General features: G+C 74.4%; 18 protein-coding genes. 8 read left to right on the forward strand and 10 right to left on the reverse strand.

Annotation, left to right across the window (positions count from 1 at the left end; all coding sequences use genetic code 11):
- Window positions 1–84: 84 nt before the first annotated feature.
- From ACP7TJ_RS02660 to ACP7TJ_RS02690, 7 genes are all read right to left on the reverse strand, one after another.
- Entirely contained in the window at window positions 85–2,469 is a 2,385-nt protein-coding gene (locus ACP7TJ_RS02660) for a phosphoketolase family protein (RefSeq protein ID WP_189910461.1), read from the reverse strand.
- A 132-nt stretch (window positions 2,470–2,601) separates the two neighbouring features.
- Complete coding sequence (locus ACP7TJ_RS02665) at window positions 2,602–3,492, reverse strand: universal stress protein (protein ID WP_244353753.1); 891 nt, start codon at window positions 3,490–3,492, stop codon at window positions 2,602–2,604.
- 20 nt (window positions 3,493–3,512) lie between these two features.
- Window positions 3,513–4,373: a universal stress protein gene (locus tag ACP7TJ_RS02670; RefSeq protein ID WP_427761943.1), complete on the reverse strand. Its 861-nt coding sequence runs from the start codon at window positions 4,371–4,373 to the stop codon at window positions 3,513–3,515.
- A gap of 163 nt (window positions 4,374–4,536) precedes the next feature.
- Window positions 4,537–8,094, reverse strand: coding sequence for a sodium/proline symporter PutP (gene putP / locus ACP7TJ_RS02675; RefSeq protein ID WP_427761945.1), 3,558 nt, complete (start codon window positions 8,092–8,094; stop codon window positions 4,537–4,539).
- Between the two features lie 248 nt (window positions 8,095–8,342).
- On the reverse strand, window positions 8,343–8,930 hold the full coding sequence (locus ACP7TJ_RS02680; protein ID WP_189910458.1) for a hypothetical protein: 588 nt from the start codon (window positions 8,928–8,930) through the stop codon (window positions 8,343–8,345).
- 147 nt (window positions 8,931–9,077) lie between these two features.
- Window positions 9,078–9,665: a rhodanese-like domain-containing protein gene (locus tag ACP7TJ_RS02685; protein ID WP_370162669.1), complete on the reverse strand. Its 588-nt coding sequence runs from the start codon at window positions 9,663–9,665 to the stop codon at window positions 9,078–9,080.
- Between the two features lie 469 nt (window positions 9,666–10,134).
- Window positions 10,135–11,013 (reverse strand): universal stress protein, encoded by an 879-nt coding sequence (locus tag ACP7TJ_RS02690; protein ID WP_401628601.1) that lies wholly within the window; start codon window positions 11,011–11,013, stop codon window positions 10,135–10,137.
- Window positions 11,014–11,277: 264 nt separating this feature from the next.
- On the opposite strand from ACP7TJ_RS02690, the gene ACP7TJ_RS02695 reads away from it, so the two are divergent.
- The 6 genes from ACP7TJ_RS02695 (at window position 11,278) to ACP7TJ_RS02720 (ending at window position 15,100) form a co-directional block, all read left to right on the forward strand.
- Window positions 11,278–11,991 carry a CBS domain-containing protein gene (locus tag ACP7TJ_RS02695; protein ID WP_093768394.1) on the forward strand — a complete coding sequence of 238 codons (714 nt, stop codon included), beginning with the start codon at window positions 11,278–11,280 and terminating at the stop codon, window positions 11,989–11,991.
- Between the two features lie 146 nt (window positions 11,992–12,137).
- Window positions 12,138–12,425 (forward strand): DUF1876 domain-containing protein, encoded by a 288-nt coding sequence (locus tag ACP7TJ_RS02700; protein WP_093768393.1) that lies wholly within the window; start codon window positions 12,138–12,140, stop codon window positions 12,423–12,425.
- A gap of 65 nt (window positions 12,426–12,490) precedes the next feature.
- Window positions 12,491–12,799: a hypothetical protein gene (locus tag ACP7TJ_RS02705; protein WP_266394990.1), complete on the forward strand. Its 309-nt coding sequence runs from the start codon at window positions 12,491–12,493 to the stop codon at window positions 12,797–12,799.
- A 209-nt stretch (window positions 12,800–13,008) separates the two neighbouring features.
- Window positions 13,009–14,001 carry a dihydroxyacetone kinase subunit DhaK gene (dhaK, locus tag ACP7TJ_RS02710; RefSeq protein WP_093768392.1) on the forward strand — a complete coding sequence of 331 codons (993 nt, stop codon included), beginning with the start codon at window positions 13,009–13,011 and terminating at the stop codon, window positions 13,999–14,001.
- Window positions 14,002–14,064: 63 nt separating this feature from the next.
- Window positions 14,065–14,688 carry a dihydroxyacetone kinase subunit DhaL gene (gene dhaL / locus ACP7TJ_RS02715; protein ID WP_093768391.1) on the forward strand — a complete coding sequence of 208 codons (624 nt, stop codon included), beginning with the start codon at window positions 14,065–14,067 and terminating at the stop codon, window positions 14,686–14,688.
- A gap of 1 nt (window position 14,689) precedes the next feature.
- A complete protein-coding gene (locus tag ACP7TJ_RS02720; protein ID WP_093768390.1) occupies window positions 14,690–15,100 on the forward strand; it encodes a PTS-dependent dihydroxyacetone kinase phosphotransferase subunit DhaM in 411 nt (136 codons plus the stop codon).
- A 27-nt stretch (window positions 15,101–15,127) separates the two neighbouring features.
- On the opposite strand, the gene ACP7TJ_RS02725 is transcribed toward ACP7TJ_RS02720, so the two are convergent.
- Window positions 15,128–15,865: a glycoside hydrolase family 75 protein gene (locus ACP7TJ_RS02725; protein ID WP_427767263.1), complete on the reverse strand. Its 738-nt coding sequence runs from the start codon at window positions 15,863–15,865 to the stop codon at window positions 15,128–15,130.
- A gap of 671 nt (window positions 15,866–16,536) precedes the next feature.
- Between ACP7TJ_RS02725 and ACP7TJ_RS02730 the strand changes: the two genes are divergently transcribed.
- Both ACP7TJ_RS02730 and ACP7TJ_RS02735 read left to right on the forward strand, forming a co-directional pair.
- The gene (locus tag ACP7TJ_RS02730) at window positions 16,537–17,541 is read left to right on the forward strand and encodes a fibronectin type III domain-containing protein (RefSeq protein WP_370162677.1); all 1,005 of its coding nucleotides are present in this window, start codon (window positions 16,537–16,539) and stop codon (window positions 17,539–17,541) included.
- Between the two features lie 172 nt (window positions 17,542–17,713).
- The gene (locus tag ACP7TJ_RS02735; protein WP_093768387.1) at window positions 17,714–18,250 is read left to right on the forward strand and encodes a hypothetical protein; all 537 of its coding nucleotides are present in this window, start codon (window positions 17,714–17,716) and stop codon (window positions 18,248–18,250) included.
- Between the two features lie 119 nt (window positions 18,251–18,369).
- On the opposite strand, the gene ACP7TJ_RS02740 is transcribed toward ACP7TJ_RS02735, so the two are convergent.
- Complete coding sequence (locus ACP7TJ_RS02740; protein WP_189910454.1) at window positions 18,370–18,927, reverse strand: PadR family transcriptional regulator; 558 nt, start codon at window positions 18,925–18,927, stop codon at window positions 18,370–18,372.
- 31 nt (window positions 18,928–18,958) lie between these two features.
- Complete coding sequence (locus ACP7TJ_RS02745; RefSeq protein WP_266544377.1) at window positions 18,959–20,974, reverse strand: NADPH-dependent 2,4-dienoyl-CoA reductase; 2,016 nt, start codon at window positions 20,972–20,974, stop codon at window positions 18,959–18,961.
- Between the last annotated feature and the right edge of the window lie 58 nt (window positions 20,975–21,032).

Consider the following 21,032-nt stretch of genomic DNA (forward strand, 5'->3'; position numbering starts at 1 on the left):
GTGTGGAAGCAGAATGGACTGCTTCCACACCAACTGTAAAGGACCCGCAAAACATCCCGCTCGCGCGTGCGGGTCAGGGCCGGGTCAGCCGTCCCAGGTCCAGTCGGTGACCTCCGGCAGGTCGGTGCCGTGTTCGCGGATCCACTCGTGGTGGCGCAGCCGTACGTCCTCCATCCGCTGCCGTACCGCGGCGGCCCGCACCGCCAGGCCGGGGACGCGGTCGATGACGTCCATCACCAGCCGGTAGCGGTCCAGGTCGTTGCGGACCACCATGTCGAACGGCGTGGTCGTGGTGCCGATCTCCTTGTAGCCGCGCACGTGCAGGTGCGGGTGCCCGGTGCGGCGGTAGGCGAGCCTGTGGATCAGCCACGGGTAGCCGTGGTACGCGAAGATCACCGGCTTGTCCGCGGTGAACAGGCCGTCGTACTCGAAGTCGGACATGCCGTGCGGATGCTCCTCGCGCGGCAGCAGACGGGCGATGTCGACGACGTTGACGACCCGCACCGCCAGCTCGGGCAGATGCCGGCGCAGCAGCTGCGCGGCCGCCATGACCTCCTGGGTGGGGACGTCGCCCGCGCAGGCCAGCACCACGTCGGGTTCGCGGTCGCCGGTCTCGGTGCCCGCCCAGTCCCAGATGCCGAAGCCGCGCGCGCAGTGCGCCTTCGCCTGCTCCATGGTCAGCCAGTCGAAGCAGGGCTGCTTGCCGGCCACGACGACGTTGACGTAGTCACGGCTGCGCAGCACGTGGTCGGCGACCGACAGCAGGGTGTTGGCGTCCGGCGGCAGGTAGATCCGTACCGCCTCCGGGCTCTTGTTGATGATGTGGTCGACGAAGCCGGGGTCCTGGTGGGAGAAGCCGTTGTGGTCCTGGCGCCAGACGTGCGAGGTCAGCAGGTAGTTCAGGGAGGCGATGGGGGCGCGCCAGGGCAGGCGGCGGGTGACGCGCAGCCACTTGATGTGCTGGTTGACCATCGAGTCGACGATGTGCACGAACGCCTCGTAGCAGGAGAAGAGGCCGTGCCGGCCGGTGAGGAGGTAGCCCTCCAGCCAGCCCTGGCAGGTGTGCTCGGAGAGGATCTCCATCACCCGGCCGTGCCGGTCGAGGTCCTCGTCCACGTCGAGCCTGTCGGCCTGCCACGCCTTGCCGCTGGCCTCGTACACGGCCTGGAGGCGGTTGGAGGCGGTCTCGTCGGGGCCGACCAGCCGGAAGTCGCGGCGGTCCGCGGTGGCCCGCATGACGTCCCGGAGGAGGTCGCCGAGGACGCGGGTCGGCTCGTGCATGGTCGCGCCCGGCTTGTCGACCGGGACGGCGTGCCGTTCCAGCGGCGGCATCGGCAGCTCACGCAGCATCAGCCCGCCGTTGGCGTACGGGGTGGAGCCGAGGCGGCGGGCGCCGGCGGGGACGCAGGCCAGGACGTCGGCGCGGGGGCGGCCGTCCTCGTCGAACAGCTCCTCCGGCCGGTACGACCGCAGCCACGCCTCCAGCTGCCGCAGGTGGTCGGGGTTGTCGCGGACGCCGGACAGCGGCACCTGGTGGGAGCGCCAGGTGTTCTCGACGGGCAGCCCGTCGACCTCGGCGGGTCCCGTCCAGCCCTTCGGGGTGCGCAGCACGATCATCGGCCAGCGGGGGCGCCCGGTCGCGCCGTCCTCGCGCGCGGCGCGCTGGACGGCGGCGATGCGGTCGAGGGCGGTGTCCATGGCGCGCGCCATCGCCCGGTGCACGGCGGCCGGGTCGTCGCCGGTCACGTGGAGCGGGTCGTGGCCGTAGCCGCGGAGCAGCGCGTCCAGCTCGTCGCCGGGGATCCGGGCGAGCACGGTCGGGTTGGCGATCTTGTAGCCGTTGAGGTGGAGGATCGGCAGGACGGCGCCGTCGTGGACGGGGTCGAGGAACTTGTTGGAGTGCCAGGAGGTCGCCAGCGGCCCGGTCTCCGCCTCCCCGTCGCCGACCACGCAGGCCACCACCAGGTCCGGGTGGTCCAGCGCGGCGCCGTACGCGTGCGACAGGGAGTAGCCGAGCTCGCCGCCCTCGTGGATGGAGCCGGGGGTCTCGGGGGCCACGTGACTGGGGACGCCGCCGGGGAACGAGAACTGCTTGAACAGCCGCGCCATGCCCGCCGCGTCCCGCGTGACGTCGGGATACGTCTCCGTGTACGACCCCTCCAGCCAGGACCCCGCGACCACCGCGGGCCCGCCGTGCCCGGGACCCCACACGCACAGGGCGTCCAGCTCACGGGCGCGGATCACCCGGTTGAGGTGGGTGTAGACGAGGTTGAGACCGGGCGACGTGCCCCAGTGGCCGAGCAGCCGCGGCTTCACGTGCTCCGGGCGCAGCGGCTCGGTGAGCAGGGGGTTCGCCATGAGGTAGATCTGGCCGACGGCCAGGTAGTTCGCGGCGCGCCAGTGCGCGTCCAGCGTCCTCAGCTCGTCGTCGCCGAGGGGGGCGGAGGCCTGGTGCCTGTCGACGGACATCGTGTGTCCTTCCGCGTCGGGGGGTCTCAGTTGCCTGAAGGTCGGTGTGCCTGAGGGTGCGTACCCTCCTCACCTTCCCCAGGAGGCGGGGCTCCCGACAGGGCCACGTGAGCCATCTGCGGCCCCCCGGCCTCAGTCCCCCTCCTCTCCGTGCGGGACCACCGCCACCGGGCAGGCGGAGCGGTGGAGGGCCGTGTGGGTGACGCGACCGAGGTGAGGGCTCAGGCGGCCCTCGTGGCGGCGGGCGCCGACGACCAGCAGGTCGGCCGTGTGCGAGGCGTCGACGAGGACCTCGCGTGCGGGCCCCTCGACCGTGCGGGCGTGGACCTCCACGCCCGCCGGGACGTCCGCCAGAGCGGCGTGCAGTTCCTCGGCGGCCCGCTTCTCGTGCAGGTGGGCGGCCTCACCGGCCGCGAGGGGGAGGTCGGTGGTCTCGTACGCCGGGCACCGCCAGGCCCGTACCGCCTCCAGGGGCACCCCGCGCCGGCGGGCCTCGTCGGCGGCGAACCGCAGGGCCGCCGGGTGCTCGCCGACGCCCACGACGACCCGGCCGCGCACCGGCGGCACCGCCTGGCTGTCGTGGCTGCCGCGCAGCACCACCACCGGGCAGCCGGCCTGGGCGGCGACGGCCAGGGCCACCGAGCCGAGCAGCACCTCGGCGACGCCGCCCCGGCCGCGCGTGCCCACGACCAGCACGGACGCCGTGCGTGCCGCGCGCACCAGCGCGTACTGCGGCTCGTCCGGCACGACCTCTTCCTCCACCCGCAGGCCGGGGCGGCGGGTGCGCACCCGCCGGGCGGCGTCGGCGAGGACGCCTCCGGCGGGCGGCGGCGGGACCGTCGCCTCGGCTCCCGGGTACCGGTCCGGCGACGCCGCGTGCACCAGCCGCAACGGCACCCCGCGCAGGTCGGCCTCGTCGGCCGCCCAGTCGACGGCCCGCAGGCTCGGCGCGGACCCGTCCACGCCGATCACCAGCGGCCACGAGGGGTCGGGCGCGGTGACGCCTTCCGGCTCCATGGTCATCGAATCCTTCCGCACGGCGGTCAGTCGTGCGCGACGACGGCGACGGGGGCGGTGGCGTGGTGCAGCACCGCGTGGGTGACGGGCCCGATGTGCGCGCCGACCGGGCTGCGGCGGACCCGCCGGCCGACGACGACCAGCGAGGCGTCGCCGGCGGCCTCGACGATCCGGACGGCCGCGCTGCCGGCGCGGGACACCTCGGCGACCTCGACGTCGGGGAACTTCTCCCGCCAGGGGCGCAGCACCTCGGCCAGGGCCTCGGACTGCTCCCCGCCCAGATCGGCGGCGAGCGCGGGGTAGGCGGGGAGGGCGTAGGCGTAGTACGGCGGGACGGTCCAGCCGTGCACGGCCTTCAGCACGGCGCCGCGGCGGGCGGCCTCCTCGAAGGCGAAGGTGAGGACCGTGCCGTTCGGCTTGTCCGTGTCGACGCCCACCACCACGGGCCCGGCGGCCTTCGCGGACGTGGCATCCCGGACGAGGACGACCGGGGTGGTGGTGTGCGCGATCACCACCATGCCGACGGAGCCGACGAGGAAGCCGCCGATGCCGCCGAGACCGCGGGAGCCGAGGACGAGCAGGTCGGCGTCCTTGGCCACCTCGGGGATGATGTCCATGGGGCCGCCGGGGATCTGTTCGGCGACGACCTCCAGTTCCGGGTGGCGCGCCCGCAGCGTCTCGCCCGCCTCGCGCGGGAGACGTTCGGCGCGCTGCCGGAAGGTGCCGTCGGCCATGAGGTCGGACTCGGCGATGTGCCCGGGGATCGGCTCCCGGACGTTGACCAGCCGCAGCGGCAGACCGCGCAGCAGCGCCTCTCGGGCGGCCCACTCTGCGGCGGCGCGGCTCTCGGACGAGCCGTCGTAGCCCACGGTGACGTTGCGGAGCATGGGATCCACCTCTCGTTTCGGGACCCCTCTGCGTCGGGCGCCCCTCCGCCTCTTACGATCCCGGCACGGCCTCCCCCACGGCAGAGGCCGCCGGTCCCGACCGCCCGGGCCGTTGGGCCCTCCGTCCGGGGCCCGCCCGGACCGGGGCGGCGACCACCCGCCCTCACGGCTCCGCCACGAACGGCTGCTCGGTCCAGATGATCTTTCCGGCCGCCGTGTGCCGGGTGCCCCAGCGGTGGGCGAGCTGGGCGACGATCATCAGGCCGCGGCCGCCCTCGTCCGTGGTGCGGGCGTGGCGCGGGCGCGGTGAGGTGCCGCTGCCGTCGGCGACCTCGCAGATGAGGCCGCGGTCGCGGATCAGCCGCAGGGAGACCGGCCCGGAGGCGTGCCGGATCGCGTTGGTGACGAGCTCGCTGACGATGAGTTCCGTGGTGAACGCCAGGTCGTCCAGGCCCCACTCGGACAGCTTCCGTACCGCGGCCGTGCGGGCGGTGCCGACCGCCGCCGGGTCGCTGGGCAGGTCCCAGGACGCCACCCGGTCCGCCGGCAGCGACCGGGTGCGGGCCAGCAGCAGCGCCGCGTCGTCCGGCGGCGGCCCGGTGAGCAGGGTGTCGACCACGCCCCGTCCGATCTCCCGCAGCGTGGGGCGGGGCACGGCGAGGGCGGCGCCCAGCCGGGCGATCCCCTCGTCGATGTCCCGGTCCGGGGTCTCGACGAGACCGTCGGTGTAGAACGCCAGCAGGCTGCCCTCGGCCAGGTCCCACTCGCACGACTCGAAGGTCAGGTAGCCGAGCCCCAGCGGGGGCCCCGCGGGCAGGTCGAGGATCTCGGCGGTGCCGTCCGGGGTGACGAGGACGGGCGGGAGGTGTCCCGCGCGCGCCATCGCGCACCGCCCGCTGACCGGGTCGTACACGGCGTACAGGCAGGTCGCGCCGAGGAAGGCGGCGCCCGCGGCGGCGGGCTCCTGGTCGTCGTGGGCGCCCATCAGCCCGATGACCAGGTCGTCGAGGTGGGCGAGCAGTTCGTCCGGCGGCATGTCGAGGTTGGCGAGGGTGCGGACCGCGGTGCGCAGGCGTCCCATGGTCGCGGCGGCGTCCATGCCGTGCCCGACGACGTCGCCGACGACGAGGGCGACCCGGGCGCCGGACAGCGGGATGACGTCGAACCAGTCGCCGCCGACGCCGCTCGGGGCGTCGGCCGGCTGGTACCAGGACGCCACGTCCACCGCGGACCCGCCGGTGAGCGCCTGGGGCAGCAGCGCCTGCTGCATGGCGCGGGCGGCGGTCCGCTCACGGGTGTAGCGGCGGGCGTTGTCCACGGCCACCGCGGCGCGGGAGACGATCTCCTCGGCGAGCCGCACGTCGTCGTCGCCGAACGGGCCGGACCGTTCGGTGCGGGCGAAGGTGGCCACGCCGAGGGTGACGCCCCGGGCCTGGACCGGCACGACCATCAGGGAGTTGTAGCCGTACTTGAGGATGGACGCGCCGAGCGAGGGGTCCTCGGTGACCCAGGGGCTGGTCTCGCGGTCGAGGGTGCGCTCGACGAGGGTGCGGCTCTCCAGGAGGCAGCGGGTGACGGGCGAGGAGGGAGCCCGCCGGACGGCCTCCCCGAGGGCGAGGCTGCCGCCGCAGCCTCCCTCCCTCGCCGACGCCTGCCCGGCGCGGCGGATGACCGGGGACAGGCCGACGGGTCCGGGCGCGGGTTCCTCGCCGCGCATCACGGTGTCCAGCAGGTCCACGGCGACGAAGTCGGCCACGTCCGGCACGGCTTCGTCGGCGAGTTCCTGCGCGGTGCGGGGGACGTCGAGGGTGCTGCCGATACGGGCGCCGACGTCGTTCAGCAGGGCGAGTCTGCTCTGCGCCCGCCACCGCTCGGTGACGTCGACGACCATGTACAGGACACCCACGGTGGTGTCGTGGCGGTCGGTCACACCGAAGAACGACACGGAGACCGCGCGGGCGTCCCTGGGTTGCTCCTCCTGGCTGCGGAACTCCCAGTCCATGACGGGCTCGCCGGTCTCCAGCACCCGCAGCATCTGCTCCTCGAAGAGCCGGTACTCGGCGGTCGGCCGCAGTTCGCTCAGCCGCCGTCCGATGCGCCGTTCCAGCGGGATCAGCTGGGCCAGAGGTTCGTTCACCCACACGAACCGCAGGTCCGTGTCGAGCATGGCCAGGCCGACGGGCGCACGCGTGAGGAAGGGGGTGAGCACCACGGAGCTGGTGCCGCCGCCGGGCATCCGCCAGAAGGCGCGTTTCGGCGGCCGTCCGACGTACCGGCCGAAGACGAGGGCGGCGACCGTGGCGACGAGGACGCCCGGGACCATCTCGTAGACGCCGGTCTCGAGCGGGCCGAGCAGCGGGTTGACCCATTCCCACGCCAGGACGGTGCCGGCGCCGGCGACGATGCCCGCCATGGCGCCGGCCCAGGTCATGCGGGGCCAGTACAGCGAGAGCAGCACCACAGGGCCGAAGGCGGCCCCGAATCCGGCCCAGGCGTGGGCGACGATGTTCAGCAGCCCGCCGCCTCTGAGGGCGATGACGTACGCCACCACGATGACCAGGACGACGGCGGCGCGCCCCACCCATACGAGCAACCGGTCGGGGGCTCTGCGGTGGAGGAACGCCCGGTAGAAGTCCTCGGTGAGCGCCACGGAGGACACCAGCAGCTGGCTGTCCGCGGTGGACACGACGGCGGCGAGCACCGCGACCAGCATGATCCCGGCGATCCACGGGTCGAGGAGCAGACGGCTGAGCGCGATGTACACGGTGTCGGGGGCGGACAGCGCCGGGGACAGCTCGCCGATGCCGGCCAGGCCCACGAGGGTGGCGCCGGTGAGGACGAGGACCACCCAGCCGGTGCCGATGCGGCGGGCCGCGGGGATGTCCCGGGTGCTGCGGATGCTCATGAAGCGGGCCAGGATGTGCGGCTGGCCGAAGTAGCCGAGCCCCCAGGCGAGCAGCGAGACGATCGCCAGCACCCCGAGCGGCCCCTCGGGGGTCCAGGACCCTCCCGAGTACGCGACGCGGGAGCTGAACTCGCGCAGCGCGGGCTGTCTGCCGTCGAGGGTGTCCCCGAGCGCGCCGAAGCCGCCGAGGCGCGCGATCGCGACGGCGGGCAGCACGACCAGGCCGAGCAGCATCAGCGCGGCCTGGAGGACGTGCGTGAGGCTCACCGCGAGGAAGCCGCCCAGGCACGAGTAGATGACGATCAGCAATCCGGTGAGGGTGACGCCGACGGTGAAGCGCAGGTCGAAGACGGTCTGGAACAGCAGCCCGCCGGCCACCAGGCCGCTGCCGACGTACACGGTGAAGAAGACGAGGGTGACCGCGGCGGAGACCAGCCGCAGCATGCGGGTGCGGTCCTCGAACCGTTCCTCCAGATAGCCGGACAGAGTCACCGCGTTCCCGGCGCGCTCGGTGTAGGTGCGCAGGCGTGGCGCGACGAACAGCCAGTTCAGGTACGTCCCGACGACCAGGCCGACGGGGAGCCACACGGAGCCGAGCCCGGCCGCGTAGACGGCGCCGGGGAGCGCCAGGAACAGCCAGCCGGACATGTCGCTGGCGCCCGCGGACAGCGCGGCGACCCAGGGACCGAAGCGGCGGCCGCCGAGGGCGAAGTCCTCGAAGGTGTGCGTGCGCGTGTAGGCCCGGATCCCCGTCCCGATCAGGGCGAGCACGTACAGGACGAACGTGGCGATGATCGGCGCGCTCAGCTGGAACATGTGGTCCTCGCCCGGAAGTCCCGCGATGCGCGGCACACCCTCGGTCCGGCGGGCAAAACATGACTTCGGCGCTAAATCTACTCAGGTCGGGCGGGTGCAACCAGGGGAACGCCGGTTCCGGGACCTCCGGCCGTGCGGTGGAAGGAACCTTCGGCTCCCTCGGCCGGCCGTGCCTGCCGTGACCGGGACGGCGGGTGACGCGAAGGGCCCGGGGCGCCTCACGGCACCCCGGGCCCGGTGCGCCGCCGTCAGCGGAGCCAGCGGTGGCGGGCGACGACGGGGACGCGGGCCCACAGACGGCCCAGACCCCACACCGCGCCCGCGCCCGTCGCCGCCAGGGCGACGAGAGCCGCCGCGTACACCAGGTGGTAGTCGGCGAAGGGGTTCGTCGACATGCTCGGTGAGCCGTCGGACAGATGGCGGGCCGGCGGCCACTCCGCCATCCACATGAGCGCCATCATCAGCGTGCCCGCCGCGGCCGCGGGCCACAGCGCCACGCCCGCGAGCAGCGCGGCCCCGACGCCGAGCAGCCCCAGCATGAACAGCCAGTCCGCCCAGGCCGCCCCGGCCCAGGCGTGGAACGTCGACTCCAGCGGCCCGACCGCCACGGAGGACAGGAAGCCCTTCGTGGGCGAACCGCCGTCGATCCAGCCGCGGCCGGACTGCGTCGCGTAGCCCAGCCCGAACGTCTTGTCGACGAAGGCCCACAGGAAGACGAAGCCCGTCAGCAGCCGCAGCCCGGCGAGCGCGTACGCGCCCGTCGCCGCGTGGGTGCCGTCGGCGGACGACGGCCGGTGGAACACAGGCGAGCGGTGCGGGTGATCGTGGACTGCCATGGTGTCCGTCCCCTCCCAGGAACTGCCCGACATCTGAACGCTTCTCGTTGCGTCTTCAATGTCTCGCCGCCGGGGCGCGCGCCCCAGGGACCGCGGGTCCCGGGCCGGGCCCGAACGTCCCTGGGAGGAGGGGGCGGAACGGGGGCGTCACTTCCCCCGCAGCGCGGCGAGCGCACCCTCGAGGTTCGTCCCGCGCGGGCGGTTGTGGGGCAGCTTGCCGAGGACGACGGCCATGCCGCAGGTGTCGGTGAGGGCGGAGAAGACCAGCCCGCCCGCGATGCCCGCGGAGAGGAGCTGGAACGCCGGGTGCACCAGCAGGCCGAGCACCAGACCGAGCAGCACCAGGGTGCCGGCGGTGAAGCGCACCTGGCGCTCCATGCCCCACACCGCGCGGGTGTCGCAGGCCACGGGACGCTCCAGGTCCCGCCCCTCGGACGCCCATGCGGCGGTGCCGCCGGCGAGGGTGGCGGCGGGCACACCCTCGGCGGCGATGAGACCGGACGCCTTCTCCGAGCGCGCCCCGGAGGCGCACACCACGAGGAGGCCGCCGCGCTCGGCGGCCTGCCGGATCTCCGGCAGGGCGCGCTTGACCTGGTCCAAGGGCACGTTCACGGCGCTGGGCAGGTGCCCGGCGGCGTACTCGGCGGGGGTGCGGACGTCGATGACGGTGAAGTCGTCCAGGCGGGCGGCGGCCTGGACGACGGTGAGGGTGTCCGGGGTGACGGGGGTGGTCATGGCGGGTGGGTGGTCCTTCTCGGTCGGCGGTCGACGGGACGGCGGAAGCGGACAGAGTACCCCACGGGGTATTTCGTCCGGGAGTGGACGTGGACCGCCACGGGCCTGCGGAGGTGCATGGCGGATTGACGCCCGCCCCTGTACGACAACGAGCTTTGAGGCCGCTCGCCGCGCGCCCCCCGCTTCCGCAGGCCGACGTCAGTGCGCCCGCGCCGGGCGGTACGGCGGGGAAGCCTCCGCCGACGCCGAGGCCGGTGACCGCGCCGAGCCCCGCTCCCGCGCCGGCCGCCCGGCCGCGGGGAGCCGCCGGGCGGGGAGCCGGCCGGGGAGCCGCGGAGCGTGGCCGTCACGGCGGCGAGGCCCGCCGTCAGCGCCGCTGCGGGCAGGTGCCCGGAGAGGCCCCGGCCCACAGCATGGCCGGGGACCGGTCGCGGCCGCGAAGAGGTGTGCGGCCGGTGCCGTCCGGATCTCAGGTGTGCGGGACGACGGCCAGGGGGCAGCGGGCCTGGTGGATCACCGCGTGGGTGACGGGACCGGTGCGCGGCAGCGCGGGACGGCCGGGGATCCGGTGCCCGACGACCAGCAACCGTGCGTCGAAGGCCGCCTTGAGCAGGGCGCCCGCGGGTTTGCCCTCGGCCACCGTCTCCACCACCTCGACGTCGGGATACTTCTCCCGCCAGACCTGGAGCACGGCGGACAGGAAGCGCAGCCACTCCTCGGCCCGCTCCTGGTCACCGGCCGGGCCCGGGCCGGCCGCGCCCAGGGTGAGCCGGTCGGGCGCGCGCCAGGCGTGCAGGGCGCGCAGCCGCGCGCGGCGCCGGCGGGCCGCCTCGAAGGCGTACGCGAGCACCTCGTCGCAGGGTTCGATGACGTCCACCCCGAGCACGACGTCCCCCCGCCCGTCGCCGCCGGCCCCTGTCCTCTCCCCCGCCGCGTCCGTCCGTACGAGCACGACGGGACGGGTGGCCCGCGCCACGACGCCGAGCGAGACGGAACCGGCGAGGAGACCGGCGACCCGGCCGAGCCCGCGCGAGCCGAGCACCAGCGGATCGGCGTCCTCCGCGGCCCGCGCGAGGGCGGCGGCAGCGGGCCCCTCGGCCTGCGCCTCGCGCACCCGCACGTCCGGCCGGACGGTGCGGACGCGTTCCGCCGCCCTCTCCAGGACCCGCGGCGCCGGACGGTGGCCGGCGGAGCGGGTGGTGTCCGCACCGCCCTGCCGCGGATTCCGGTCCCGTACGTGCAGCAGCCGCAGGTCGGCACCGCGGCGCGCGGCCTCGCGGGCGGCCCATTCGGCGGCCGCGAGACTCTCGGCGGAACCGTCCACACCGACGACTACCGGCGACTCCATGACATGCACCTTTCGCTCGGAGCGTTCCCCCGCCGACGCCCAGCGTCTCCGGGGGCGGTGGCGGAAGGGGAGGGGCCACCAGGTCCCGGCCCGGGTCCGACAGGCCCCGGCGGCGACATCTCGGACATCCGGGCCGTTCGGCCCTGCTCCCCCTGCCCCTGGGGCCCTGGGATCCCCGCGGCGGGCGCCGGAGGCTGAACACAACCGCTCCCGGCGAGGGTCCGTCCCGGCCGCCGGCACCCGACACAGCCAGGAGGTTCAGCGATGAAGACCACCGAGGTCGGCGCCGTGATGACCACGGACGTGGTCACCGCCGCGTACGGCACTCCGCTCAGGGACGTGATCCGCGCACTCGGGGAGCACCGCGTCGGCGGCCTCCCGGTGACGGACGAGGAGGACCGGGTGATCGGCGTGGTCTCCGCGTCGGACCTCACGCGGTCCCGCCCGCACGCGGCGGGGCCGGACGGCACGACTCGCCCCTGGTGGACCCGTCTGCCCCGCAGGGTGCCCGGCCTCCGCCGGGCCCGCACCGCGGGCGTCGTGATGACCGCCCCCGCGGTCACCGTGAGGGCGCGTGCCACCGTCACCGAGGCGTCCTGGCTCATGACCGGGCACGGCGTCGAACGGCTGCCGGTGGTGGACGACGAGGAGCGGCTCGTCGGCATCGTGACCCGCAGCGACCTGCTTCAGGCCGTGCTGCGCACCGACGGCGACATCGAGCGCGCCGTGCGCAGGGACGTCCTCGGGACGACGCTCTGGCTGACGCCGCGGGCGCTCGCCGTCACCGTGGAGGACGGCGTGGTGACCCTCACCGGCCGGCTGGAGCGGCGCAGCGACGTCGACATGGCGGTGCGGGCGGCGAGCCGGCTCGACGGTGTGGTCGCGGTCGTCGACCAGCTGTCGTACCGGGTCGACGACCGGCGTCCGCGGTCGGCCGGAGCGGCGGCCGAGGCCGAGGAGCCGGTCGCCGGGGCGTGACCGGCACCGGTGCCAGGGGTTCCGGGGTACCCGGGTCCCACGACACGTTCCCGGGACTTCCGGCCCTGTGCCCCGCGTCCGCCGGAGTCGGACGGTGGAGGTGAAGCGGCCGGCACATCCCGGGCCGCTCGGCTGAGGAGACAGTCATGTCGCACACCCTGGAATGGAAGACCCGTCTCTACCTCTTCGAGGAGGACGGAACGACGACGGCGCGCGCCACCCTCGACACCGGGACGACGGTCCTCACCGGTCACGGCGCCGCCCACCGGAACCCGGCGGACGCGGACGTACCGGAGATCGGCGACGAACTGGCCGCGGGCCGCGCCCTGCGCGACCTGGGCCGTCAGCTCCTCGACATCGCGGAAGGCGACGTCGGGAGCGCGGACGCGCGGAGCCACGCGGAGGCAGGCCCGGTCCTGGGCTGGTCCCTGTAGCCCGGCCGCCCCCGCGTCAGGACGGACATCGGATCGAGGATCTGCAGGCCCGGATGGACCGGCTGATGCAGACCACGTTCCCCTTCCCCACCCACCCGCTCTCGGAGATCGGGGACGCCCCCTGGGCGCCGCTCGCGGACGTGGAGGACACCGGGGACGCGTACGTGATGGAGCTGGAGCTCCCTGGTGTCGAGAAGGACCACATCACGGTGGAGCTCACCCAAGGCGGCCTCGGCGACGCCCCGCCGCATCGAGATCACGGGCTGACCGTCCGGGGGCCGCCTGAAGGTTGCCCGCGCGGACCGGGCGCCGCCGGTGAAACCCGGCGACGCCCCCTTGGAACGCACCGGCGCAGGGCCGATCCTGAGCTGTGACCGTATCGCCGGCCGAGATCGTCCGGCCCGCCGGACGCCGTCTCGCGTGCCCTCTCCGGGCGCAAGGCCGATACTGCCCCTGTGGGGCTCCTGCCGGTACGCGGTCGCCCCGCGACAGCTCAGCAGCACGGACAGCTCCGACAGCTCGGCACCGCCCGACCGGCGCCACCGGTTCGACGACCCACCTGCTCAGCCCCCAGGAGGTACCCATGAAGATGCTGATCAACGTTCCGGAGACCGTGGTGGCGGACGCGCTGCGCGGTATGGCGGCGGCCCATCCCGAGCTGACGGTGGACGTGGAGAACCGGGTGGTGGTCCGGGGGGACGCCCCGGTGGCGGGCAAGGTGGGCCTGGTGTCCGGCGGCGGTTCGGGGCACGAGCCGCTGCACGGCGGGTTCGTCGGCCCCGGCATGCTGTCGGCGGCCTGTCCCGGCGAGGTGTTCACCTCCCCGGTGCCCGACCAGATGGTGCGGGCCGCGGCGGCCGTGGACAGCGGCGCCGGGGTGCTGTTCATCGTGAAGAACTACACCGGCGACGTGCTCAACTTCGACATGGCGGCCGAACTCGCCGAGGACGAGGGCGTCCAGGTCGCGAAAGTTCTGGTCAACGATGACGTGGCGGTGACCGACAGCCTGTACACGGCGGGCCGCCGGGGCACCGGGGCGACGCTGTTCGTGGAGAAGATCGCGGGCGCGGCGGCCGAGGAGGGGCAGCCGCTGGAGCGGGTGGCGGCGCTCGCGAAGCAGGTGAACGAGAACTCCCGCAGCTTCGGCGTGGCGCTCAGCGCGGTCACCACGCCCGCCAAGGGCGCGCCGACGTTCGACCTGCCGGCCGGCGAGCTGGAACTGGGCATCGGCATCCACGGCGAGCCGGGCCGCGAGCGGCGTCCGATGATGACGTCCGGCGAGATCGCCGACTTCGCCGTCGGCGCGATCCTCGACGACCTCACCCCGCGCAACCCGGTGCTGGTGCTGGTCAACGGCATGGGCGCCACGCCGCTGCTGGAGCTGTACGGCTTCAACGCCGAGGTGCAGCGGGTGCTCGGCGAGCGCGGCGTCCCGGTGGCCCGGGTCCTCGTCGGCAACTACGTCACGTCCCTGGACATGGCGGGCGCCTCGGTCACCCTCTGCCAGGTCGACGAGGAGCTGCTGCGCCTGTGGGACGCGCCGGTGCGTACGCCCGGGCTGCGCTGGGGTATGTGATCCACCCGGGAAAGATCCACACCGGGGCCGGCGCCCCGGTCACCTACCACGCGAGGAGTTCCCGTGCTGGACGCCGACTTCTTCCGCCGTTGGATGACGGTCACCGCCGCATCCGTGGACCGCGAGGCGGAACGGCTCACCGCCCTCGACTCGGAGATCGGCGACGCCGATCACGGCAGCAATCTGCAGCGCGGATTCCGGGCGGTGAAGGACGCGCTGGAGAAGGAGCCGCCCGCCACGCCCGGGGCGGTGCTCACCCAGGCCGGACGCCTGCTGGTGTCCACGGTGGGCGGCGCGTCCGGTCCGCTGTACGGGACGCTGCTGCGCCGCACCGGCAAGACGCTGGGCGAGGCCGCCGAGGTGGACCGGCAGCAGTTCGCCGAGGCGCTGCGGGCCGGGGTGGACGCCGTGATGAAGCTGGGCGGAGCAGCGGCGGGCGACAAGACGATGATCGACGCGCTGCTCCCCGCGGTGGACGCGCTCGGCGAGTCGTTCGCGGCGGCGCGGGACGCCGCGCGGGAAGGCGCGGTCGCGACGACGCCGATGCTGGCCCGCAAGGGCAGGGCGAGCTATCTCGGCGAGCGCAGCATCGGACACCAGGACCCCGGCGCCACCTCGTCGGCGCTGCTGATCTCCGCGCTGCTGGACGCCGGACCCGGCGACGCGGAAGCGGGCGGCGGTGAGTGAGGTGAGCGACGAGAAGCTGGTCGGGATCGTCCTGGTGTCGCACAGCGCGGCGGTCGCGGCCTCCGTGGCGGAGCTGGCGCAGGGGCTCTCCGGCGCGGGGGCGTCGGTGCCGGTCGCGCCCGCGGGAGGCACCGGGAGCGGCGAGCTCGGCACCAGCGCGGAGCTGATCGCCGCGGCGGCGGCGTCCGTGGACCGGGGCGCGGGCGTCGCGGTGCTGACCGACCTGGGCAGCGCGGTGCTCACCGTGAAGGCGCTGCTGGCCGAGGGCGACGAACTTCCCGGGAACACGCGGCTGGTGGACGCGCCGTTCCTGGAGGGTGCGGTGGCCGCGGTGGTCACCGCCTCCACGGGCGCCGACCTCGCCGCGGTGGCGGCGGCGGCCTCGGAGGCGTACGGCTACCGGAAGGTGTGAGGGGCCCGGGGCGGTCCCGTACGCGGGTCAGTCCGCGGCGTCGACGAACTCCCGCGCGAGACGCTCCCCTTGGGTCTCCGCGGCCTCCCGGTCCTCCAGCGGGGTGACCCGGCTGTCCTTGAACACGATGTACGTCACCCCGGACGGAGTACCGCCGGAGCGCGGGTCCGGGTCGATGCCCAGGGACGTGGCCGCCGCGTAAGACGCCTCGCCGATGATGTCGGCCGGACCGGTGTCGCCGACGACCGCGTAGCTGACCCGGTCGTGGTAGACCACGGCCGCGACCGATCCGCCGCGCACGCCGTGCTCGCGGTAGTCCCAGATGCCGCTGGGCGCGGGGACCACGACGTAGGGCAGCTTCTCGGAGCTGAGCGCGCGGCCGTCGGACTGCGCGAACGCCGTGGACGAGGAGAAGTTTGGGTCGGTGCCGGCGTTGCAGTGGCGGCCCGGGCGGCCGTCGCAGTCGATGTCCATGTCCGCCTTCCAGTACACCGCCTCACGCGTGCCGCACACCGGCACGGTGGCCGCGCGGCCGCGGTCCTTGCGGTAATGCCCCTGTGAGACGGGGGTACAGCCGCTCACCCTGGCCAGCAGGTCGGCGGCGGTGACGGGGGCGGGGGAAGCGGGGGCGGAGGCCTCGGAGCCCGACGGGGCGGGGTCGGGGGCCGTAGGGCCCGGAGTGGCCGAGGCGGGGGCGGGCGTGGCGGAGCCCGCCGTCGTCGCGGAGCCGGAGGCCGCGGCGTCCGAGGTCGCGGGGCCGGCGATGCCGGGACCGTGCGTCCCCGGTCCCGGGGTCGCGGAGCCCCCCGGCCCCTCCCCCGGCGTCAGCACCTCCCGCGTCCCGTCCCGGGCGACCGGCTCGATGCGGTCCCGGTGCGGTACGGCGACGTGCGTCAGGGCGGTGGGGAAGGCGGAGCCGGCGGCGACGCGCCGCGCCTCGGCCCTGGACGGACGGATGTGGACCGACTCCGCGGCGGAGGACGCCGAGGGGGCCAGCAGTGCCACGCCGGCCACGGCGACGGTGAGCGTCTGGACACGGGACACGGTCAGATGAGCCTCTCGTCGGGAACAGGGACGCACACCCAGGGAACTTTGCCCCATTTCGTCCCGTCGCGAGGAGGGTGACCGCCCCGAAAGGGGCCGGACGGGGCACCCGGACACCGCTGGAGGCGGAGGGCGCCGGAGGCCCGGGCGCGCGTCGGCCCGGACCGTCCGGCCTCCCGTGGCGGCGCGGGATCAGCGACGACAGCGGTCCGCGCCTCGGGCCCGAACACGCGGTATTCCAAAGGCGGTTCGGTCCGTTTCGTGTTCAGGATACGTAACCCGCCGCCGCGTTCGACCCGCACCATCCCCTTGATGTGGGCGCGTCAGTGGGCTCATATTGGTACGGACCTTTGAATGGACCGGTCCTCCGTGGACCCCCAGGAGGCGAAGTCGTGCGTGGCGTTACCCCAACCGCGTCATCCGGCCGCCTGCTCGCGCTCTGCGCGGTCGTGCTGCTGGCCGTCTCCTGCCGCTGGGGCGGTCAGGACGACCCCGGCGGCGAACGGCCGCCCGGGGCGCCGACGGGTGTCACCGCGGAAGCGGGCAGCTCCACCAGCGTCCACGTCATGTGGAACCGGGCCGCCCCGGCGGGATCCGAGGTGACCGGCTACGAGGTGTACCGGGGCCCCACCAAGGTCAAGGACGTACCCGCTTCCACCCACATGGTGGACGTCACCAGGCTCCGCCCCGCCACCACCTACGTCTTCACGGTGCGCGCCCGGGACGCGGACGGGCGGCTCGGACCGCCCAGCCGGGAGGTGCGGGCCACGACCCCCGCGGCCGTCCGGGCGGACACCGCGCCGCCCACCGGTCCCGGGGACCTGGAAGGACGCGCGGCCGGCAGCCGGGCGGTCCAGCTCTCCTGGACCGCGGCGCGGGACGACCGCGGTGTGGTGTCGTACACCATCTACCAAGGGGATTCGCCCATCCACAGTGTGGGCGGGAACCAGACGGCCGCCGTGGTGACGGGGCTGCGGCCAGGCACCCGGTACGTCTTCACGGTCCGTGCCAGGGACGCGGCGGACAACCTCTCGCCGCCCGCCCCCGCCGTCCGCCTCACCACGGCCGAGGGCGCGGACGGAGGCGCCACGGCCACGGCGCCCGCCGACTTCCGCGCGACGACCCGGAGTTCGGGCGGGGCCTACTACATCGTGCTCTCCTGGACGCCGCCGCGCGTCGACGGGACCGTCGCCGAGTACGAGGTCCGGCTGGACGGACGGCCCGTCACCTCACTGGTGTACGGCGGCGCGGCGCCCCGCGACCGGGCGACGTACCGCTTCTACGCGGGCGAGGAGGCGGGGGTCACGCACCGGATCCGGATCAGGGCGCTGCTGCCCGACGGCACCTGGGGCGCCTTCTCGGCCGAGCGGACGGTGACGACGGGCGCCGGCGGGTGACGCCGGCACGGCCTCGCTGAGCCGCCCGGAGGACGCCGTCACCTGCACGGATGCAGCCGGAGTGCGCGGCGGGCGGGCTGCCCGTTGGCTGGCGTCGTGGCGGCACGGGCGCTCCCCGACCTCGGCGGCGCAAGGGATGTACCGCCGGCCGTGCCGCCGGAAGGCAGTCCACATGAGCATCTCGAAGCCTCTGCTCCGCCTCGGACCGACCGTGGCAGCCGCCGCCGCGCTCGCCCTGATGCCGGCCGGACCGGCGGCCGCGGACGGAATCTCCGTCAGCACCACCGGGAACACGGTCTCGGTGAGCACCACCGCGTGCAGCCAGATCAACGGCCACTGGGGCACCGCCTCGCTGCTCAGCAGCGGTCAGGCGAATTTCTCGCAGGGCCGCCAGGTGGCGCTGTCCGGGACGTCCGCGGGGCAGTCCGCGGCCTGGTCCAACGTCAGCGCGGGCACGTACACGGTGATCGTGGTGTGCTCCAACGGCAGCACCGCGGGCACCCAGTCCGTGGTCGTGTCCCCGGCGCCCAGCCCCTCGGTCTCCCCCACGGCGTCGCCGTCCCGCGGTGTGATGGGCGGTGTCGGCGGCGGTTCGAAGGACTACGGCACGGTCACGGCGGTGGCGGGCGGCGCGCTGGTCGGCGCCGGTGTCCTCGGCACGGTCTGGTACCTGCGCCGCCGCACCACCGCCCGCCCGGGCCACCTGTAGACCCGGCGCCGGCCACCCACGTCCGATGCGCTCCGGCCGGGCGGCCGGCGTCGACTCCCGCGCCCCTCAGGGGCGCGGGGAACGGCGCGACCAGCCCCCACGCACCCGCACGTGGCCCTCTACTCCGGCCGGCCCGGCGCATCCGGCATCTCGGCGAACTCCGTCAGCGCGTGATCGAGCCACTGCGTCCAGAAGGTCTCGAGATCGATACCTGCCCGCAGCACCAGATGCCGCAGCCGGTCCTCCGGCTCATCCCTCCCGGGAGGAAAATCCCGCCGCTCGATCTCCCGGTACGTCTCCAACTGCCGTGCGTGCAGTTCCCGATGACGCCGGAGATCGTCTTCCAGCCCCTCCGTCCCCACCACGGCAGCGGCCCGCAGCCGTAGCAGCAGCGCGTCCCGGTGCGGCTTCGGGTCCTGGGACGCGGCCGTCCAGCGGGCCAGTTCCTCCCGTCCCGCCGGCAGCACCTCGTACGCCTTCTTCTGCCCGCGCGCGGGCTGCTCCGAGGGGAGGGCCCGGATCAGGCCCTCCCCCTCCAGCCTCCCCAGCTCCCGATAGATCTGCTGATGCGTCGCGGACCAGAAGTAGCCGATCGACCGGTCGAAGCGGCGGGTCAGCTCCAGGCCCGACGACGGCTTCTCGAGCAGGGCGGTGAGGATCGCGTGCGGGAGTGACATGCGCTCATCCTAGGGACGGGCCGCGCCGGCCCTAGAGGGCCGCCGCGAGCTCGGTGCCCTGCTTGATGGCGCGCTTGGCGTCGAGTTCGGCGGCCACGTCGGCGCCGCCGATGAGATGGACGGGGCTGCCCGCCGCGACCAGCTCCTCGTAGAGGTCCCGGCGCGGTTCCTGACCGGTGCACAGCACGACCGTGTCGACCTCGAGGACGGTGCTCTCGTCGCCGACGGTGATGTGCAGTCCGGCGTCGTCGATCCGGTCGTAGCGCACGCCGGGGACCATGGTGACACCGCGGTGGCGCAGTTCGGTGCGGTGGATCCAGCCGGTGGTCTTGCCGAGCCCGGCGCCGACCTTGGAGGTCTTGCGCTGGAGCAGGTGGACGGTGCGCGGCGGGGCGGGCCGCTCGGGGGCGGCGAGGCCGCCGGGCGCGCGGTAGTCGAGGTCGACGCCCCACTGGCGGAAGTACGTCTCGGGGTCCTCGTGCGCCTTGTCTCCGCCGTCGGTGAGGTACTCGGCGACGTCGAAGCCGATGCCGCCGGCGCCGAGGATCGCGACGCGGTCGCCGACGGGCGCGCCGTCGCGCAGCACGTCGAGGTAGCCGACGACGCTCGGGTGGTCCACGCCGGGGATGTCGGGGAGGCGGGGGGTGACGCCGGTGGCGACGACGACCTCGTCGTAGCCGGTGACGTCGCCGGCGGTGACGCGCGTGCCGAGGCGGACGTCGACGGCGAGGTCGGCGAGGCGGGTGCGGAAGTAGCGCAGGGTCTCGTCGAACTCCTGCTTGCCGGGGACCTTACGGGCGACGTTGAGCTGCCCGCCTATCTCGCTCGCGGCGTCGAACAGGGTCACGTCGTGGCCGCGTTCGGCGGCGGAGACCGCGCAGGCCAGGCCGGCCGGGCCGGCGCCGACGACGGCGACGCGCTTGCGGCGGCGGGTCGGCGAGAGCACCAGCTCGGTCTCGTGGCAGGCGCGCGGGTTGACCAGGCAGGAGGTGATCTGGCCGCTGAACGTGTGGTCGAGGCAGGCCTGGTTGCAGCCGATGCAGGTGTTGATGGCCTCGGGGCGGCCGTCGGCGGCCTTGGCGACGAAGTCGGGGTCGGCGAGCATCGGGCGGGCCATGGACACCATGTCCGCGGTGCCGTCGGCGAGCAGCTGCTCGGCCAGCTCGGGGGTGTTGATGCGGTTGGTGGTGACCAGCGGGACGGACACCTCGCCCATGAGCCGCTTGGTGACCCAGGTGTAGGCGCCGCGCGGGACGGAGGTGGCGATGGTGGGGATGCGGGCCTCGTGCCAGCCGATGCCGGTGTTGATGATCGTGGCGCCGGCCGCCTCGACGGCCTTGGCGAGGGTGACGACCTCGTCGAGGGTGGAGCCGCCGGGCACCAGGTCGAGCATGGAGAGCCGGTAGATCAGGATGAAGTCGTCGCCGACCGCCTCGCGGACACGGCGGACGATCTCGACCGGGAAGCGCATCCGGTTCTCGTAGGAGCCGCCCCAGCGGTCGGTGCGGTGGTTGGTCTGCCGGGCGATGAACTCGTTGATGAGGTAGCCCTCGGAGCCCATGATCTCGACGCCGTCGTAGCCGGCCTGCCGGGCGAGGCGGGCGGCGCGCACGTAGTCGTCGATGGTCCGCTCGACGTCGGCGTCGGTGAGCTCGCGCGGCGGGAAGGGGCTGATGGGCGCCTGGACCGGGCTCGGGGCGACCAGGTCCCGGTGGTAGGCGTACCGGCCGAAGTGCAGGATCTGCAGGGCGATGCGGCCGCCCTCGCGGTGGACGGCCGCGGTGACGACCCGGTGCTGCTCGGCCTCCTCGTCGGTGGTGAGCTTGGCGCCGCCCTCGTAGGGGCGTCCCTCGTCGTTGGGGGCGATGCCGCCGGTGACGATGAGGCCCACGCCGCCGCGGGCGCGCGCGGCGTAGAACTCGGCCATGCGGGAGAAGCCGCCCTCGGCCTCCTCGAGACCGACGTGCATGGAACCCATGAGGACTCGGTTGGGCAGCGTGGTGAAGCCCAGGTCCAAGGGGGTCAGCAGGTGGGGGTAACGGCTCATCTGGCCCTCCGTGCGCGGTGTGGTGCCTGTAGTTGTAGGGCACGCGCACCGGCTTATG

It is taken from the genome of Streptomyces sp. DSM 41931, assembly GCF_050271085.1.
GTDB lineage: Bacteria > Actinomycetota > Actinomycetes > Streptomycetales > Streptomycetaceae > Streptomyces > Streptomyces albogriseolus.

Bases quoted from the DNA above. Each gene is read 5' to 3' on its own strand.
- ACP7TJ_RS02745 (WP_266544377.1), bottom strand. From the start codon at position 20,974: ATGAGCCGTTACCCCCACCTGCTGACCCCCTTGGACCTGGGCTTCACC.
- ACP7TJ_RS02695 (WP_093768394.1), top strand. From the start codon at position 11,278: ATGAAGACCACCGAGGTCGGCGCCGTGATGACCACGGACGTGGTCACC.
- dhaK (WP_093768392.1), top strand. From the start codon at position 13,009: ATGAAGATGCTGATCAACGTTCCGGAGACCGTGGTGGCGGACGCGCTG.
- ACP7TJ_RS02660 (WP_189910461.1), bottom strand. From the start codon at position 2,469: ATGTCCGTCGACAGGCACCAGGCCTCCGCCCCCCTCGGCGACGACGAG.
- ACP7TJ_RS02690 (WP_401628601.1), bottom strand. From the start codon at position 11,013: ATGGAGTCGCCGGTAGTCGTCGGTGTGGACGGTTCCGCCGAGAGTCTC.
- ACP7TJ_RS02670 (WP_427761943.1), bottom strand. From the start codon at position 4,373: ATGCTCCGCAACGTCACCGTGGGCTACGACGGCTCGTCCGAGAGCCGC.
- ACP7TJ_RS02685 (WP_370162669.1), bottom strand. From the start codon at position 9,665: ATGACCACCCCCGTCACCCCGGACACCCTCACCGTCGTCCAGGCCGCC.
- ACP7TJ_RS02740 (WP_189910454.1), bottom strand. From the start codon at position 18,927: ATGTCACTCCCGCACGCGATCCTCACCGCCCTGCTCGAGAAGCCGTCG.
- ACP7TJ_RS02705 (WP_266394990.1), top strand. From the start codon at position 12,491: ATGCAGACCACGTTCCCCTTCCCCACCCACCCGCTCTCGGAGATCGGG.
- ACP7TJ_RS02665 (WP_244353753.1), bottom strand. From the start codon at position 3,492: ATGACCATGGAGCCGGAAGGCGTCACCGCGCCCGACCCCTCGTGGCCG.
- ACP7TJ_RS02700 (WP_093768393.1), top strand. From the start codon at position 12,138: ATGTCGCACACCCTGGAATGGAAGACCCGTCTCTACCTCTTCGAGGAG.
- ACP7TJ_RS02680 (WP_189910458.1), bottom strand. From the start codon at position 8,930: ATGGCAGTCCACGATCACCCGCACCGCTCGCCTGTGTTCCACCGGCCG.
- putP (WP_427761945.1), bottom strand. From the start codon at position 8,094: ATGTTCCAGCTGAGCGCGCCGATCATCGCCACGTTCGTCCTGTACGTG.
- ACP7TJ_RS02735 (WP_093768387.1), top strand. From the start codon at position 17,714: ATGAGCATCTCGAAGCCTCTGCTCCGCCTCGGACCGACCGTGGCAGCC.